We start from the raw sequence: 13,053 nt of genomic DNA, 5'->3' as shown, positions 1-13,053 counted from the left end.
GAGGGATCCCCGGAACGGCATCATCCGGAAAGCTGGAACCGGCGCTCTCGGAACGTGCCTCAGCCCGCGAGTGCCGCTGCCCGCCCCGCCGTCCGTCCCGAGAACAGGCAACCGCCGAGGAACGTGCCTTCGAGGGCCCGGTAGCCGTGCACGCCCCCGCCACCGAAGCCGCTCGCCTCGCCTGCCGCATAGAGCCCCGGGATCGGCTCTCCGGCCGGGTTCAGAGCGCGGCCCTCGAGGTCGGTGTTGATTCCGCCCAGAGACTTCCGCGTGAGCACGTGCAGCTTCACGGCGACGAGCGGTCCGGCCGCAGGATCCTGGAGACGATGCGGTGCGGCGGTACGGATCAGTCTGTCGCCCCGGTAGCTGCGCATCGATCGGAGCATCCCGATCTGCGCGTCCTTCGTGAAATCGTTCTGCATCTCGCGGTCGCGGGCGAGCACCTCGCGCCGGACGTTGTCGATGTCGAGGAGCTCCCCGCCCGGATGCCGCTGCATCTGTTCGAGCAGCGTTTCCAGGTCGTTCTCCACGATGAAGTCCTCGCCCTCGTCGAGAAACGACTGCACAGGCCCGGTCGGTCCCTTGGCCAGGCGCGATCTCACCAGGAGACCGACGTCCTTGCCGGTGAGATCGGGATTCTGCTCGCTGCCGGAAAGTGCGAATTCCTTCTCGACGATCTGGCGTGACGTGACGAACCAGGAATGGTCGTGACCGGTCGTGCGCAGGTGCTCCAGCGTTCCGAGGGTGTCGAATCCGGGAAACAGGGGGACAGGGAGTCGTTTACCCGTCGCGTCGAGCCAGAGCGAGGAGGGGCCGGGGAGGATACGGATGCCGTGTGACGGCCACACCGGGTCCCAGTTCGTGATGCCTTCGACGTAGTGCCACATCCGGTCGCCGTTGATCAGCCGGGCGCCGGCAGCTTCGCTCACACCGTGCATCGATCCGTCGACGTATGCCGGTACCCCGGTGAGCATGTGCTCCGGCGCGGTACCGAGGCGCGCCGGCCAGGCTGCGCGGACGAGGTCGTGGTTTCCTCCGATGCCGCCCGACGAGACGATGGTCGATCTCGCCGTGATCTCGAAGTCGCCGATGACGTCGCGGGAGGACGGCACACCGCGGCTGGATCCGCTCGTCGCGAGGACGTCGCCTCGCGCTCCGGTGACGGTCCCGTCCGCGGCGAGCAGTTCCGTCACGCGGTGGCGGGGGAGGACCGTGAGCCGTCCCTCCCGCTCGCCCTGTTCGACAGCCGCCGCGAAAGGGGCCACGATCCCCGGACCGGTACCCCAGGTGATGTGGAAGCGCGGGACGGAGTTGCCGGGACCGGTGGCGCCGTACCCGCCGCGCTCCGCCCAACCCACGACGGGGAAGAAGCCGACACCGCGTTCTCTCAGCCATGCGCGCTTCTCGCCGGCGGCGAACTGCAGGTAGGCCTCAGCCCAGCGACGAGGCCATTCGTCCTCCGGCCGATCGAAGTCGGCGTTTCCGAACCAGTCCTGAGTGGCGAGTTCCAGGGAGTCCTTGATGCCGAAGCGCCGCTGCTCGGGGGAGTCGATGAAGAAGAGACCGCCGAAGGACCACCACGCCTGTCCACCGAGGTTTGTGCGTGGCTCCTGGTCGACGATGATCACGCGCCGACCGGCGTCGAGCGCTTCTGCGGCGGCCACCAGACCGGCCAACCCCCATCCGATCACCAGGACGTCTGTGGACAGGGGCGTTGTCGTCATGAGTTCTCCGTTGATTCCTGACGTGAGCGGGTCTCGAGCGTGGGACGGCCGCCGGGACCGGCGCCGATGCCGGAAGGCTCGAGTGTGTTCACCATGGCATAGGCGGCGCGCTCCAGGTAGTCCCACAGCGTCGTTTCGTGCAGAGGAGACAACTGCGCTTCGTCGACGGCCGTTCTCATATGACGAAGCCAACGATCGCGGGCATCGGCATCGATGTGGAAGGGCATGTGTCGCATGCGCAGCCGAGGGTGCCCTCGCGTCTCGCCATAGGTCGTCGGCCCTCCCCAGTACTGCTCGAGGAACATCCGGAGCCGATCCTCCGCCGGTCCGAGATCCTCCTCGGGGTACATCGGCTTCATCACCGGGTCGAGCGCGACCTCGCGGTAGAACACCGAGACGATCTTCCGAAAGGTCTCATGCCCGCCGATCTCGTCGTAGAACGTCACTTCTGAGGGCTCCCGTCATCATTCGGCTTCTTGCGGCGCCAGATCCCACGATCGGGGATGATCGGCACGCCCGTGACCGCGTTCGGACGGGTCCTGGGTGGGTTCGCTCCTCGTACCCGACGTGCGCCGTCGAGCCCCGTCGGCACGACGTCGACCATGCGGGGCACGCCGATCTCCTTCTCGAGCAGGGCGGCGCGCAGGCGACGACGCAGCTCCTGGGCCACGTCGTCCTTCGCATTCGCACGGGCCTTGATGACGATGCGGACGACGAGCGCATCGCCGTCGATGGATTCGAGTCCCCACAGCTCCGGCTTCTCGATGATGCGGGTGCGCCACTTCGGGTCTTTCGACAGGCCCTGCGCGGTCTCGAGCATGATGTGCTCGACCTGGTCGAGGTCCGAGTCGGCCGGCACCCCGATGTCGATGATGGAGCGTGCCCATCCCTGTGACATGTTGCCGATACGGGTGACCTCGCCGTTGCGCACGTACCAGAGGGTTCCGTTGACGTCGCGCACCTGCGTGATGCGCACGCTGACGTACTCGACCACACCGCTCGCGAGACCGAGGTCGACCACATCGCCGATACCGATCTGGTCCTCCGCGACGATGAACATCCCGTTGAGCACGTCCTTGACGATGTTCTGGGCGCCGAAACCGAGGCCGGCACCGACCGCTGCGGTGAGGAGGGTCAGCGAGCCGAGGAGCGTCGGGTTGAGGGCGTTCACGATGAGGACGATCGCGATCACGACGAGCATCACATTGACGATGTTCTGCAGGATCGTCCCGAGGGTGCGGGTGCGCTGTACCAGGCGCATGTCAGCGAGCGGGGAGCGCTCGAGCGCCTGCGTGTCGTCGACAGACGCCTTGTTCTTGGCGCTGTCGACGATGCGGTGCACGACGCGCCGGATGACCAGGCGGAGGATGAGCCCGATCACTATGCAGCTGGCGATGATGAGCGCCACAGTCAGGGCACTCATGCCGATGCTTCCGAGCCAGCCGAGCAGCGCCGTCACCCAGTCGGGAAGCGGCACGGGGTCTGGGGGAGTGTCTGTCGTGGAGGGGATCATCATCACCACCGATCCTAGCGATCGGGCCTCTGCACTGGCTGGGTGGTGGATGCCGCACGCGAAAACGGAGACCATCTGCCTCAGCCGGGGCGTGTCGTGGTGTGGACACTCCCAGGGCGAGACAGATGGTCTCCGTTTCGGATGTACTCCGGTATCAGTCCTCGGCGTCGCGCGCCTGCGCAGCGAGCGCCCGTTCGACATCGGCCAGATTCTCGAGCACGAGTCGGCGCAGTGCCGGTGCAGCGTCCTGGTGGGCGGCCAGCCAGCCGCGGGTCGCGTCGCGGAGGGCGATGTCGGCCAGGGCCGTCGGGAAGAGCCCGACGATCAGGTACTGCGCGATCTGATAGGTGCGCGACTCCCAGACGGGGAGCAGCATGTCGAAGTACGCGGGGACGAACTCGCTCAGCGCCGCTGCTCCGGACGGGTGCGTGAAGCCGAGTGCCGCCGAGCGGACGATCGTGTTCGGGGCGTCATCGCGCTCGATGAGCGACGCCCATGCGGCCTTCTTCGACGCCGAGTCCGGGAGAGAGGCGCGGGCCTGTGCCGCGAACTCCCCGCCCTTGGCGGTGTTGTCCGCGGCGAGAGCGGCATCGATGGTCGCGGCATCCGTCGCGCCGATCGTGGCGAGGCCCACGAGGAGCTGCCAGTTCAGGTCGGCATCGATCTCGAGCCCGGGCAGGGTGTCCTCGCCGGAGCGCAGACGCCCGACGATGCCGGCATGCTCCGGGGTGACCAGCGCGTTGGCGAAGGCGGTGACGAACTGCAGCTGGCTGTCGCTGCCCGGCTCGGCGGACTCCGCGAGACTCCACAGGCCGTCGGCGATCTTCAGCCGCGCCGCCTCGCGGTCGGCCGGCGTGACGTACAGCGTCGCCGCAGTGCGCAGCTGGGCGAGCGTGGTGCGCACCGTCGTCGACTCGGTCTCGCGACCGATGTTGCCCAGCACGAGGTCGAGGTACTCCGAGGCGCCGGTCTCGGCGTCGCGGGTCTGATCCCACGCGGCACCCCAGACGAGCGAGCGGGCGAGCGGGTCGTGGATGTCGGCGAGGTGCGCGATTGCGGTGGCGAGCGACTTCTCGTCGAGGCGGATCTTCGCGTAGGCGAGATCGTTGTCGTTGAGCAGCACGAGGTCGGGCCGGGCGAGACCCTGCAGCTCGGGCACCTCGGTGCGGTCGCCGTCGACGTCGACCTCGAGGTAGTGCGTGCGCGTGAGCGAACCGTCGGTCAGCGTGTAGAAGCCGATTCCGAGCCGGTGCGGACGAATCGTCGGGTAGTCCGCCGGCGCGGTCTGCGTGATCGCGAAGCGCGAGATCTTTCCATCGTGGTCCTCTGCGATGACCGGCTCGAGCGTGTTCACGCCGGCGGTCTCCAGCCACTTCTTCGACCAGGAACTGAGGTCGCGGCCGCTGGTGGCTTCCAGCTCCGAGAGCAGGTCGCTCAGCTCGGTGTTGCCCCAGGAGTGCTTCTGGAAGTACTGCGACACGCCCGCGAAGAACGCCTCGATGCCGACCCAGGCGGCGAGCTGCTTCAGGACGGAACCGCCCTTGGCGTATGTGATGCCGTCGAAGTTCACCTGCACGTCTTCGAGGTCGTTGATCTCGGCGACGATCGGGTGAGTGGACGGGAGCTGGTCCTGGCGGTAGGCCCAGGTCTTCTCCATGGCGTTGAACGTGGTCCACGCCTCGGTCCACTCGGTGGCCTCGGCGGTGGCGATGGTCGACGCCCACTCAGCGAACGACTCGTTCAGCCAGAGGTCGTTCCACCACTTCATGGTGACGAGGTCACCGAACCACATGTGGGCGAGCTCGTGCAGGATCGTGACGACGCGGCGCTCCTTGACAGCATCCGTCACCTTGCTGCGGAAGACGTAGGTCTCGGTGAAGGTGACCGCTCCCGCGTTCTCCATGGCGCCGGCGTTGAACTCCGGCACGAAGAGCTGGTCGTACTTGGCGAACGGGTACGGCACGCCGAACTTCGACTCGAAGTAGGCGAAGCCCTCGCGCGTCTTGTCGAAGATGTAGTCGGCGTCGAGGTGCTGCCACAGGCTCTTGCGGCCGTACACGCCCAGCGGGATGACACGGCCGGAGGCGCTCGTCAGCTCCGAGAAGGTCGATTCATACGGTCCGGCGACGAGTGCGGTGATGTACGACGAGATGCGCGGGGTCGGCTCGAAGCCCCAGGTGGCGGTGACGTCGTCGTCGTGCACGATGGGCTCGGGCGTGGGGGAGTTGGAGACGACCTTCCACGCTGCCGGTGCCGTCACGGTGAACTGGAACGTCGCCTTGAGGTCGGGCTGCTCGAAGACCGCGAACACGCGGCGCGAGTCGGGCACCTCGAACTGGGAGTAGAGGTAGACCTCCCCGTCGACGGGGTCGACGAAGCGGTGCAGTCCTTCTCCCGTGTTGGTGTATTCGCAGTCGGCGTCCACGACGAGGACGTTCTCGGCCTGCAGCCCGGTGAGCGCGATGCGCGAGTCGGCGAAGACCTCGTTCGGGTCCAACTGCTCGCCGTTGAGCGAGATCTCGCGCACCTCGCGGGCGATGAGGTCGATGAAGGTGAAGCCCTCCGGTGTCGCGGTGAAGCGCACCACGCTGCGGGAGCCGAACACTTCGGCGCCCTTGGTCAGATCGAGGGCGACTTCATAGGACTGAGTGTCGACGACGTCGCGGCGCTCCTGCGCTTCGATGCGGGTGAGGTTCTCTCCAGGCACAGCTGTACTCCCAGGGGTGAGGGGATGTCACCGGGGCTGGGCGCAGTTGGCGCCGACGGCAACCCTGACAGCCTACGCCAGTGCGACGGATGCCCTCTCGCAGCGGCGCAGGAACGGAAACGGATAGAAACGGTGAATGCGCGCACTCCCGCACTCCGCCGAGGTGGGAGGATGGAGGGGTGACTGCGATCGAGCCGAATGTCGTTCCCTTTGCTTCGCCTGCTGCCTCCGGCGGTGCGCCCTTCGTGACCACGCCGGTCGCCTACGACGCGATCCTTCTCGCCGGATTCGGCGGGCCGGAGGGTCAGGAAGACGTGATCCCGTTCCTCCGGAATGTGACGCGCGGGCGCGGCATCCCCGACGAACGACTCGAAGAGGTTGCACACCACTATCGTCACTTCGGCGGAGTGAGCCCGATCAACGGGCAGAACCGTGTGCTCAAGCAGGCGCTCGAGAACGCCCTGGTCGAGCGAGGCATCACGCTCCCTGTCTACTGGGGGAACCGCAACTGGGCCCCGTACCTGGAAGAGGTCGTCACCGAGGCGTCGGGCAACGGTCACAACACCCTCCTGGCTTTCGCCACCAGTGCATACAGCTCGTTCTCCAGTTGCCGTCAGTATCGCGAGGACTTCGCCCGCATCCTCGAGGAGACGGGCCTGGGCGAGACCGTGACGATCGACAAGATCCGTCCCTTCTACGATCACCCGGGGTTCGTCGAAGCGTTCGAGACCGGCGTGCGGGAGGCTGTCGAAGGCTTCCTCGCCGAGGGTGTCGCCGCAGCCGACATCCAGATCCTCTTCTCGACGCACAGCATCCCGACGGCCGACGCCGAGCGCTCCGGCGCACGGGACATCGACTGGGGCGAAGGCGGTGCGTACGCCGCACAGCATCTCGCCGTCGCCGCCTGGGTGATGGACCGCGTGCGGCAGACCGTTCCGGCATCCGCCGATGTGTCCTGGGAACTCGTCTACCAGTCCCGCTCCGGCCCCGCCTCGCAGCCGTGGCTCGAGCCCGATGTGTGCGACGTGATCGGCGAGCTGCCCGAGCGCGGTCGCAAGGCCGTCGCCGTCGTACCAGTGGGCTTCATGAGCGATCACATGGAGGTCCTGTGGGATCTCGACACCGAAGCGGCCGAAGCCGCGGAGGAGGCGGGCCTCGCGTTCACGCGCACACCCACCCCGGGCGTGTCACCGGCGTTCGTGACGGGCATCGTTGACCTGATCGAAGAGCGTCTCCAGGGACGCCCCAACGAAGAGCGCGCGCATGTCACGTCCCTCCCGGGAGGTTTCGACGTGTGCCGTCCCGGGTGCTGTGAGAACATCCGCGCGGGCTTCAAGCCGGCCGCGGCCGGTGTCGCCCCGTGACCTCTCGGTGATGCACGCGCACTTCTAGGATGGGAGTCATGCGCATCCACATCGCCACCGACCACGCGGGCCTCGACTTCTCCACCCAGCTGCAGGGACATCTGCGCGCAGCCGGACACGAGGTCGTCGATCACGGTCCGATCGAGTACGACGCGGTCGACGACTACCCCGCGTTCTGCATCCGCGCGGCTCAGGCGGTCATCGCCGATCAGCGGGCGGGCGTCGAAGCTCTGGGTGTGGTCTTCGGAGGTTCCGGAAACGGCGAGCAGATCGCTGCGAACAAGGTGGAAGGCGTCCGTGCCGCACTCGTGTGGAACCTCTCGACGGCAGAACTGGCCCGCGAGCACAACGACGCCAACGTGATCTCCATCGGCGCACGACAGCACACCTACGACGAGGTCACCTCGTTCATCGACCGTTTCATCGAGACGCCGTTCTCCGGAGACGAGCGCCACGTGCGGCGCATCGGCCAGATCGCGGACTTCGAACGCGACGGCTCCCTGCTCCCGGACCCGCGGGCCTGAGATGCCCGAGGGTCATTCCGTCCACCGGATCGCTCGTCAGTTCGACCGCAACTTCGTCGGCAAGACGCTGAGCGCCTCCAGCCCGCAGGGCCGGTTCGCCGAAGGTGCCGCTGTCCTCGACGGGCGCGCGGCGGTGAGCGTGCAGGCCGTCGGCAAGCAGATGTTCCTCGAGACGGAAGGCGATCTGTGGCTCCGCGTGCACCTCGGTCTGTACGGGGCGTGGGATTTCGCGGGCGAGATCCTCGTCGACCCGACCATCGCCTCGGCGAACGGGCGGATGGGCCAGACCAACCAGCGGGGCACCGTCCTCGACGAGCCGATCCTCGATGATGCGGGGGAGAACTCGCTGGCGTCGATCGGAGCCCCTCGACGCACCCGGGTGCATGTGCGCATGTCGGAGCAGACGAAGGGCCTCGCCGACGAGGGGATGGAGTGGCCTCCTCCTGTCGTCGGGCAGGTGCGCCTTCGCCTGATGACCGACATCACCGCAGCCGACCTCCGAGGACCGACCGCCTGTGTGCTGCAGACGCCCGAAGAGATGCTCGCCACCGTCGCCAAGCTGGGGCCCGATCCGCTCGTCGGCGATCCGGTCGAGAACGAAGAACGGTTCGTCCGGGCGGTCCGGAAGAAGCCGACGGTCATCGCACTCCTGCTCATGGACCAGTCGGTCGTGAGCGGCATCGGGAACGTGTACCGGGCCGAGATGCTGTTCCGGCAGCGGCTGAATCCGCACACACCTGGTCGGGATGTGCCCGAAGACGTCGTGCGTGCGCTCTGGAACGATTGGGTGCGGCTGCTCGCCGTCGGTGTGGAGACCGGGCAGATGATGACGATGGACGGCCTCACCGGTGCGGACTATCGAGCGGCGATGGCAAACCGCGACGACCGCCACTGGGTGTATCACCGCGCGGGGCTTCCGTGCCGCATCTGCGGGACGGAGATCGCCCTCGAGGAGATCGGCGCGCGCAAGCTCTACTGGTGCCCCCGTTGTCAGGCCTGACCACGCACCTGCCACCGCCATCCGTTCTAGGCTGATCGAATGCGACAGAATCCCAGCTTCACGCTGGCCGACGTGACCGAGATCCGCCGAGTGATCGAGGCGAATCCGTGGGCGACGATCATGAGCGCGGGCGATGACGGACTCGTCGCCTCCCACTACGCCGTTCTCCTCGACGAATCGCGCGACGACCTGACCGTCGTCGGGCACGTCGGCCGTCCGGACGATCTCATCCACGGCATGGGCCGGCGAGAGATGCTCGCGGTGTTCCAGGGTCCACACGGTTACGTGTCTCCGGGCTGGTACGGCGATGTCGCCGCCGTGCCGACGTGGAACTACACCGCCGTGCATCTGGCCGGCGTGCCCGAGATCCTCACTGACGAAGAGAACCTCGTCGTCCTCGACCGGCTGGTGGAGCGATTCGAATCGCGGATGCCCGAACCGAGGCGTATGTGGGAGCGTCCGAATGACCCGGGATACATCGAGCGGCTCGCTTCGGGGACTGTCGGCTTCCGGTTGACGCCGACCCGCGTCGTCGCCAAGAGGAAACTCAGTCAGAACAAGCCGCCGGAGACGATCGAGACGGTGATCGCCGCGCTGTCGACCGACGGACCGTATTCCAACCCGGCTCTCGCCGCGGAGATGCGGCGCGCACAGGACGCGCGCCGAGGAGGACGACAGCAGTGACAGAACGCGGAGCGGCGATCGACACCATCACGGCCGTGCGGATTGCGGGCCCCGGGCGTGAATTCCTGATGGATGACGAGCCCGTGGACATCTTCATCGCCGACGGGCGCATCGTCGACATCGCGCCGACCGGTGCATTGCCGGCGCGGGGCGAGGTCATCCGCGGTGATGGCGCCTGGGCCGTTCCGGGGCTCTGGGACAACCACGTGCACACGGTGCAATGGGCTTTGGCATCGGAACGAGCGCCGCTCGGTCACCTGGAATCCGCCGCCGCTGCCGCCGCGGCGATGAGCGGTGTGGCCCCGTTGCCGGATGGACGTCGTGTCGGCACCGGTTTCCGTGACGCCCTGTGGTCGGATCGGCCCTCACTCGACCTCCTGGACGCGGCGACCGGGGATATCCCGACCTACCTCATCAATGCCGACGTCCACAGCGTCTGGCTCAACAGCGCGGCACTCGCTCGTGAGGGGTTCCGGAGCGATGACGGCATGCTCCGCGAGACCGACGCCTTCGAGATCTCGCGGCGCCTCAACGCGGTTGACGCCGCCCATGGCGACCGCGCGATGATGCGCGCTGGAGAGCAGGCCGCCACGCGCGGCATCACCGGCCTGGTCGATTTCGACATGGCGTGGAGTGCGGAAGCCTGGCCCCGACGGGTCCTGGCCGGATTCGCCTGGCACCGTGTCGAGTTCGCGGTCTACCCCTTCGACCTCGACCGTGCGATCGGCGCCGGGTTGCGCACGGGAGAACTCCGCGAGGAGCACGACGTTCCGACACCTGGTAGAGGCCTGGTCCACGTCGGGCCGCTGAAGATCATCACCGACGGTTCGCTGGGCACGCGAACCGCCGCCTGCTCGCACTCCTATCCCGGTGACCCCGACAACTTCGGGATGCTCACCGTGCCTTCCGATGAACTCGTCGCGCTCCTGACCCGGGCGACAGGCGCTGGTCTGGGCGTGGCCGTGCATGCGATCGGCGACCGGGCGATCACCTCGGCGCTCGACGCCTTCACCACCACGGGCGCCGTCGGGTCGATCGAGCATGTGCAACTCGTCCGACACAGCGATCTCGCGCGGTTCGCGCGCCTCGGGGTGGTCGCCAGCGTCCAGCCGCAGCACGCCGTGGATGACCGTGATCTGGTGGATCGCCACTGGGCGGAGCAGACCGCGATCGGCTATCCACTGGCATCGCTGCGCGACGCCGGCGTGCACCTGCGTTTCGGATCCGATGCACCCGTCGCCGAGCTCGACCCCTGGCACGCCATCGCGGCTGCGGTATCGCGCACCGACGACGCGCGGGAACCCTGGCATCCGGAAGAACGGATCACGATCGACCAGGCGCTCGAGGCGAGCGTGCGTTCGTCGGTGCGTCCGGGCGAGCCCGCCGACATCGCCCTCTGCGCCGCAGATCCTCGCACGGCGACAGGGGCGGACCTGCGATCCATGCCCGTTCGCTCCACGATTCTGGCCGGATACGTCACCCACATCGGCTGATCTTCCGCACGCACGAAGCGCGCACGAAGAAGGGGCGATCCTCGGAGAACCGAGGATCGCCCCTTGCTGTGCCGATCAGATCAGGCGGCGATGTGCGAGACCAGGAACCAGCGGTCCTTCTCGAGGCCGCGCTGGATCTCGATCGCGACGTCCTGGCTGGTGAGGTCGACCTCGTCGAGGCCGTCGACGGCGGCCTTGACGTCGACGAGGATCGCGTCGATGTCAGAGATGACGGCGCGGATCAGTTCGTCCGACTGGGCGAAGCCGGCGGCGACGGAGGTGGTTCCCGCCTTGTCGGCGACTGCGTTGACGCGAGCGTCGATCGGCAGACCGAGCGCGACGATCCGCTCTGCGGCGGTGTCTGCGAAGTCACCGGCGTGGGCGACGATCGTGTCGAGCAACTCGTGGACGCCGATGAAGTTGGCGCCGCGGACATGCCAGTGCGCCTGCTTGCCGTTGAGCGTCAGCGCCTGGAGGCCGAGCACGACAGGGGAGAGGAACTGGGCCGCCCCTGCAGCCACGGTCGGGTCGATGGCGGTGGTGGAAACGGTCTGTGCCTTGCTCATCTTGTGCTCCTCTGGAACGGGTTCTCGTATCTGATGAAGACAACGCTACTCAGCCTCATACATTCCGCAAGCAAGCTGAGGCTCGGCTCACTTCCGCGTGATTCCGGGGAAGTGAGGGTAGTCTCGCCTCATGAGCATCGCGTCCGGAGCCTCTGTCCTCGCCCTGCCGAACAGCACCCCGTCGATCGACGCGACGGCTTTCGTCGCAGACGGGGCGCGCATCATCGGTGAAGTCTCCCTCGCCGCCGGTTCCAGCGTCTGGTACAACGCCGTGCTTCGTGGCGACTCGGCCGGGATCGTCATCGGTCCCGGCTCGAACGTGCAGGACAACGTCTCGGTGCACGTGGATGCCGGACACCCGGTCGTGATCGGTGCCAAGGTATCGGTCGGACACAATGCGGTCGTCCATGGCTGCACGATCGGCGACGGCACGCTGGTCGGCATGGGATCGGTGATCCTCAGCGGTGCGGTGATCGGTGAAGGCTGCCTCGTCGCCGGAGGCGCCGTCGTGCTCGGCGGGACGGAGATCCCCGCCGGTTCCCTCGTCGCCGGTGTTCCCGCGAAGGTGCGTCGGGCACTCAGTGAAGAGGAGCGTGCGGGACTCATCGCCAACGCCGACATCTATCTGGGGCACTCGCAGACGCACTCGTCGGCTACCTCGGCCTGACGGCCCCGGCCGCTAGGCTGGGAGGAGTACGGGGCGGTGGCCAAGCTGGTTAAGGCAGTGGGCTCATAACCCAACGATCGCGGGTTCAAGTCCCGCCCGCCCTACTCCTCAGCCACGACCGCTCCCGGGTTCCCTCCGCCCGAGCAACAGCCGGCATTGCCGCGGCGAGACGAACGGATCCAACCGCTGCATCTCGAGCGGCCCGTCGCTGAGCTGGAGCACATCGCGGACGAGCTGGGCGTGAACGTCGCAGACGAGCGCCTGATCCTCCGCCAACAGCCCCTGATAGCGGCACGGAGCCAAGTCGAAGCGCAGCGCCGCTTCATCGACGACGGGGTCCAGACCGGCGTCGTCGAGGTGTTCGTAGAGGACGTCGACCTGACGCAGGGCGTCCTCCTCGAGCGCAGTCGGGGCATCGTCCGTCACGGCTCGGAGCATCCGCCCCCGCTCGCTCGCCCCGTCGACGCGCGCGCGCGTGACGGTGTTCGATGTCACGTCGCGCACAGGATGGAAGACGACGGACGGACGCCCTCGACCGCCGGACCTTCGTGTCTCACTGCGGATCAGCCCCTCGTCCTCCAACACCCGCAGATGATCCCGGACGGTGTTCAGCGGGATGCCGCTCTCCTCGGCGAGCGCGCCGGCGCGCCGGCCGGGCGCCTGTTGTATGGCGTGCAGCAGCTGGAGTCGACGCGGCTGAGTGAGTCCTCGGAAGTCATGGGCGCGACGGGGCATGTGGCGAGGATAGGCGGGCGCGAACAGTCCAGGACTCCTTTCCACCGGAAATAACCCGGTGAAAGACCCGGCGCGT

12 protein-coding genes and 1 tRNA gene are annotated in these 13,053 nt (G+C 67.5%); 7 read left to right on the top strand and 6 right to left on the bottom strand.

Going from position 1 to position 13,053, the window contains the following annotated elements:
• Positions 1-59 precede the first annotated feature (59 nt).
• From GZ64_RS0105325 to pepN, 4 genes are all read right to left on the bottom strand, one after another.
• The gene (locus tag GZ64_RS0105325; protein ID WP_029265412.1) at positions 60-1,724 is read right to left on the bottom strand and encodes an FAD-binding dehydrogenase; all 1,665 of its coding nucleotides are present in this window, start codon (positions 1,722-1,724) and stop codon (positions 60-62) included.
• Entirely contained in the window at positions 1,721-2,170 is a 450-nt protein-coding gene (locus GZ64_RS0105320; protein WP_021200519.1) for a globin, read from the bottom strand. Before GZ64_RS0105320 ends, GZ64_RS0105325 begins: the two co-directional genes overlap by 4 nt.
• A complete protein-coding gene (locus GZ64_RS0105315) occupies positions 2,167-3,237 on the bottom strand; it encodes a mechanosensitive ion channel family protein (RefSeq protein ID WP_416338484.1) in 1,071 nt (356 codons plus the stop codon). The genes GZ64_RS0105320 and GZ64_RS0105315 overlap by 4 nt, the downstream gene beginning before the upstream one ends.
• A 154-nt stretch (positions 3,238-3,391) precedes the next feature.
• On the bottom strand, positions 3,392-5,944 hold the full coding sequence (gene pepN, locus GZ64_RS0105310; RefSeq protein WP_029265409.1) for an aminopeptidase N: 2,553 nt from the start codon (positions 5,942-5,944) through the stop codon (positions 3,392-3,394).
• Positions 5,945-6,123: 179 nt separating this feature from the next.
• Here pepN and GZ64_RS0105305 point away from each other — a divergent pair, with 179 nt between their 5' ends.
• Genes GZ64_RS0105305 through GZ64_RS0105285 form a run of 5 tightly spaced genes read left to right on the top strand, consistent with a single transcriptional unit; the run spans position 6,124 to position 11,009 of the window.
• Positions 6,124-7,308: a ferrochelatase gene (locus GZ64_RS0105305; RefSeq protein ID WP_029259195.1), complete on the top strand. Its 1,185-nt coding sequence runs from the start codon at positions 6,124-6,126 to the stop codon at positions 7,306-7,308.
• A gap of 38 nt (positions 7,309-7,346) precedes the next feature.
• Positions 7,347-7,832 carry a ribose-5-phosphate isomerase gene (locus GZ64_RS0105300; RefSeq protein WP_021200523.1) on the top strand — a complete coding sequence of 162 codons (486 nt, stop codon included), beginning with the start codon at positions 7,347-7,349 and terminating at the stop codon, positions 7,830-7,832.
• Between the two features lies 1 nt (position 7,833).
• On the top strand, positions 7,834-8,832 hold the full coding sequence (locus tag GZ64_RS0105295; RefSeq protein ID WP_021200524.1) for an Fpg/Nei family DNA glycosylase: 999 nt from the start codon (positions 7,834-7,836) through the stop codon (positions 8,830-8,832).
• Between the two features lie 39 nt (positions 8,833-8,871).
• Positions 8,872-9,516 carry an FMN-binding negative transcriptional regulator gene (locus tag GZ64_RS0105290; protein WP_029259196.1) on the top strand — a complete coding sequence of 215 codons (645 nt, stop codon included), beginning with the start codon at positions 8,872-8,874 and terminating at the stop codon, positions 9,514-9,516.
• Entirely contained in the window at positions 9,513-11,009 is a 1,497-nt protein-coding gene (locus tag GZ64_RS0105285; RefSeq protein ID WP_029259197.1) for an amidohydrolase, read from the top strand. The genes GZ64_RS0105290 and GZ64_RS0105285 overlap by 4 nt, the downstream gene beginning before the upstream one ends.
• Positions 11,010-11,089: 80 nt before the next feature.
• Here the strand turns inward: GZ64_RS0105285 and GZ64_RS0105280 are convergent, their stop codons facing one another.
• The gene (locus GZ64_RS0105280; RefSeq protein WP_029259198.1) at positions 11,090-11,575 is read right to left on the bottom strand and encodes a Dps family protein; all 486 of its coding nucleotides are present in this window, start codon (positions 11,573-11,575) and stop codon (positions 11,090-11,092) included.
• Between the two features lie 130 nt (positions 11,576-11,705).
• Here GZ64_RS0105280 and GZ64_RS0105275 point away from each other — a divergent pair, with 130 nt between their 5' ends.
• Entirely contained in the window at positions 11,706-12,242 is a 537-nt protein-coding gene (locus tag GZ64_RS0105275) for a gamma carbonic anhydrase family protein (protein ID WP_029259199.1), read from the top strand.
• Positions 12,243-12,272: 30 nt separating this feature from the next.
• A tRNA-Ile gene (locus GZ64_RS0105270) sits at positions 12,273-12,346 on the top strand.
• Between the two features lie 4 nt (positions 12,347-12,350).
• Here GZ64_RS0105270 and GZ64_RS19660 read toward each other — a convergent pair.
• Entirely contained in the window at positions 12,351-12,977 is a 627-nt protein-coding gene (locus GZ64_RS19660) for a helix-turn-helix domain-containing protein (protein ID WP_029259200.1), read from the bottom strand.
• Positions 12,978-13,053: the final 76 nt, after the last annotated feature.

This window comes from Microbacterium sp. Cr-K32, assembly GCF_000708345.1.
GTDB classification, from domain to species: domain Bacteria; phylum Actinomycetota; class Actinomycetes; order Actinomycetales; family Microbacteriaceae; genus Microbacterium; species Microbacterium maritypicum_A.
The sequence above is the reverse complement of the archived record's forward strand: the minus strand, read 5'-3'. Positions and strand labels throughout refer to the sequence as shown.

Excerpts from the sequence above, each read along its gene's own strand:
- GZ64_RS0105325 (WP_029265412.1), bottom strand. The coding sequence starts at position 1,724 with ATGACGACAACGCCCCTGTCCACAGACGTCCTGGTGATCGGATGGGGG.
- GZ64_RS0105315 (WP_416338484.1), bottom strand. The coding sequence starts at position 3,237 with ATGATCCCCTCCACGACAGACACTCCCCCAGACCCCGTGCCGCTTCCC.
- GZ64_RS0105300 (WP_021200523.1), top strand. The coding sequence starts at position 7,347 with ATGCGCATCCACATCGCCACCGACCACGCGGGCCTCGACTTCTCCACC.
- GZ64_RS0105295 (WP_021200524.1), top strand. The coding sequence starts at position 7,834 with ATGCCCGAGGGTCATTCCGTCCACCGGATCGCTCGTCAGTTCGACCGC.
- GZ64_RS0105290 (WP_029259196.1), top strand. The coding sequence starts at position 8,872 with ATGCGACAGAATCCCAGCTTCACGCTGGCCGACGTGACCGAGATCCGC.
- GZ64_RS0105280 (WP_029259198.1), bottom strand. The coding sequence starts at position 11,575 with ATGAGCAAGGCACAGACCGTTTCCACCACCGCCATCGACCCGACCGTG.
- GZ64_RS0105275 (WP_029259199.1), top strand. The coding sequence starts at position 11,706 with ATGAGCATCGCGTCCGGAGCCTCTGTCCTCGCCCTGCCGAACAGCACC.
- GZ64_RS19660 (WP_029259200.1), bottom strand. The coding sequence starts at position 12,977 with ATGCCCCGTCGCGCCCATGACTTCCGAGGACTCACTCAGCCGCGTCGA.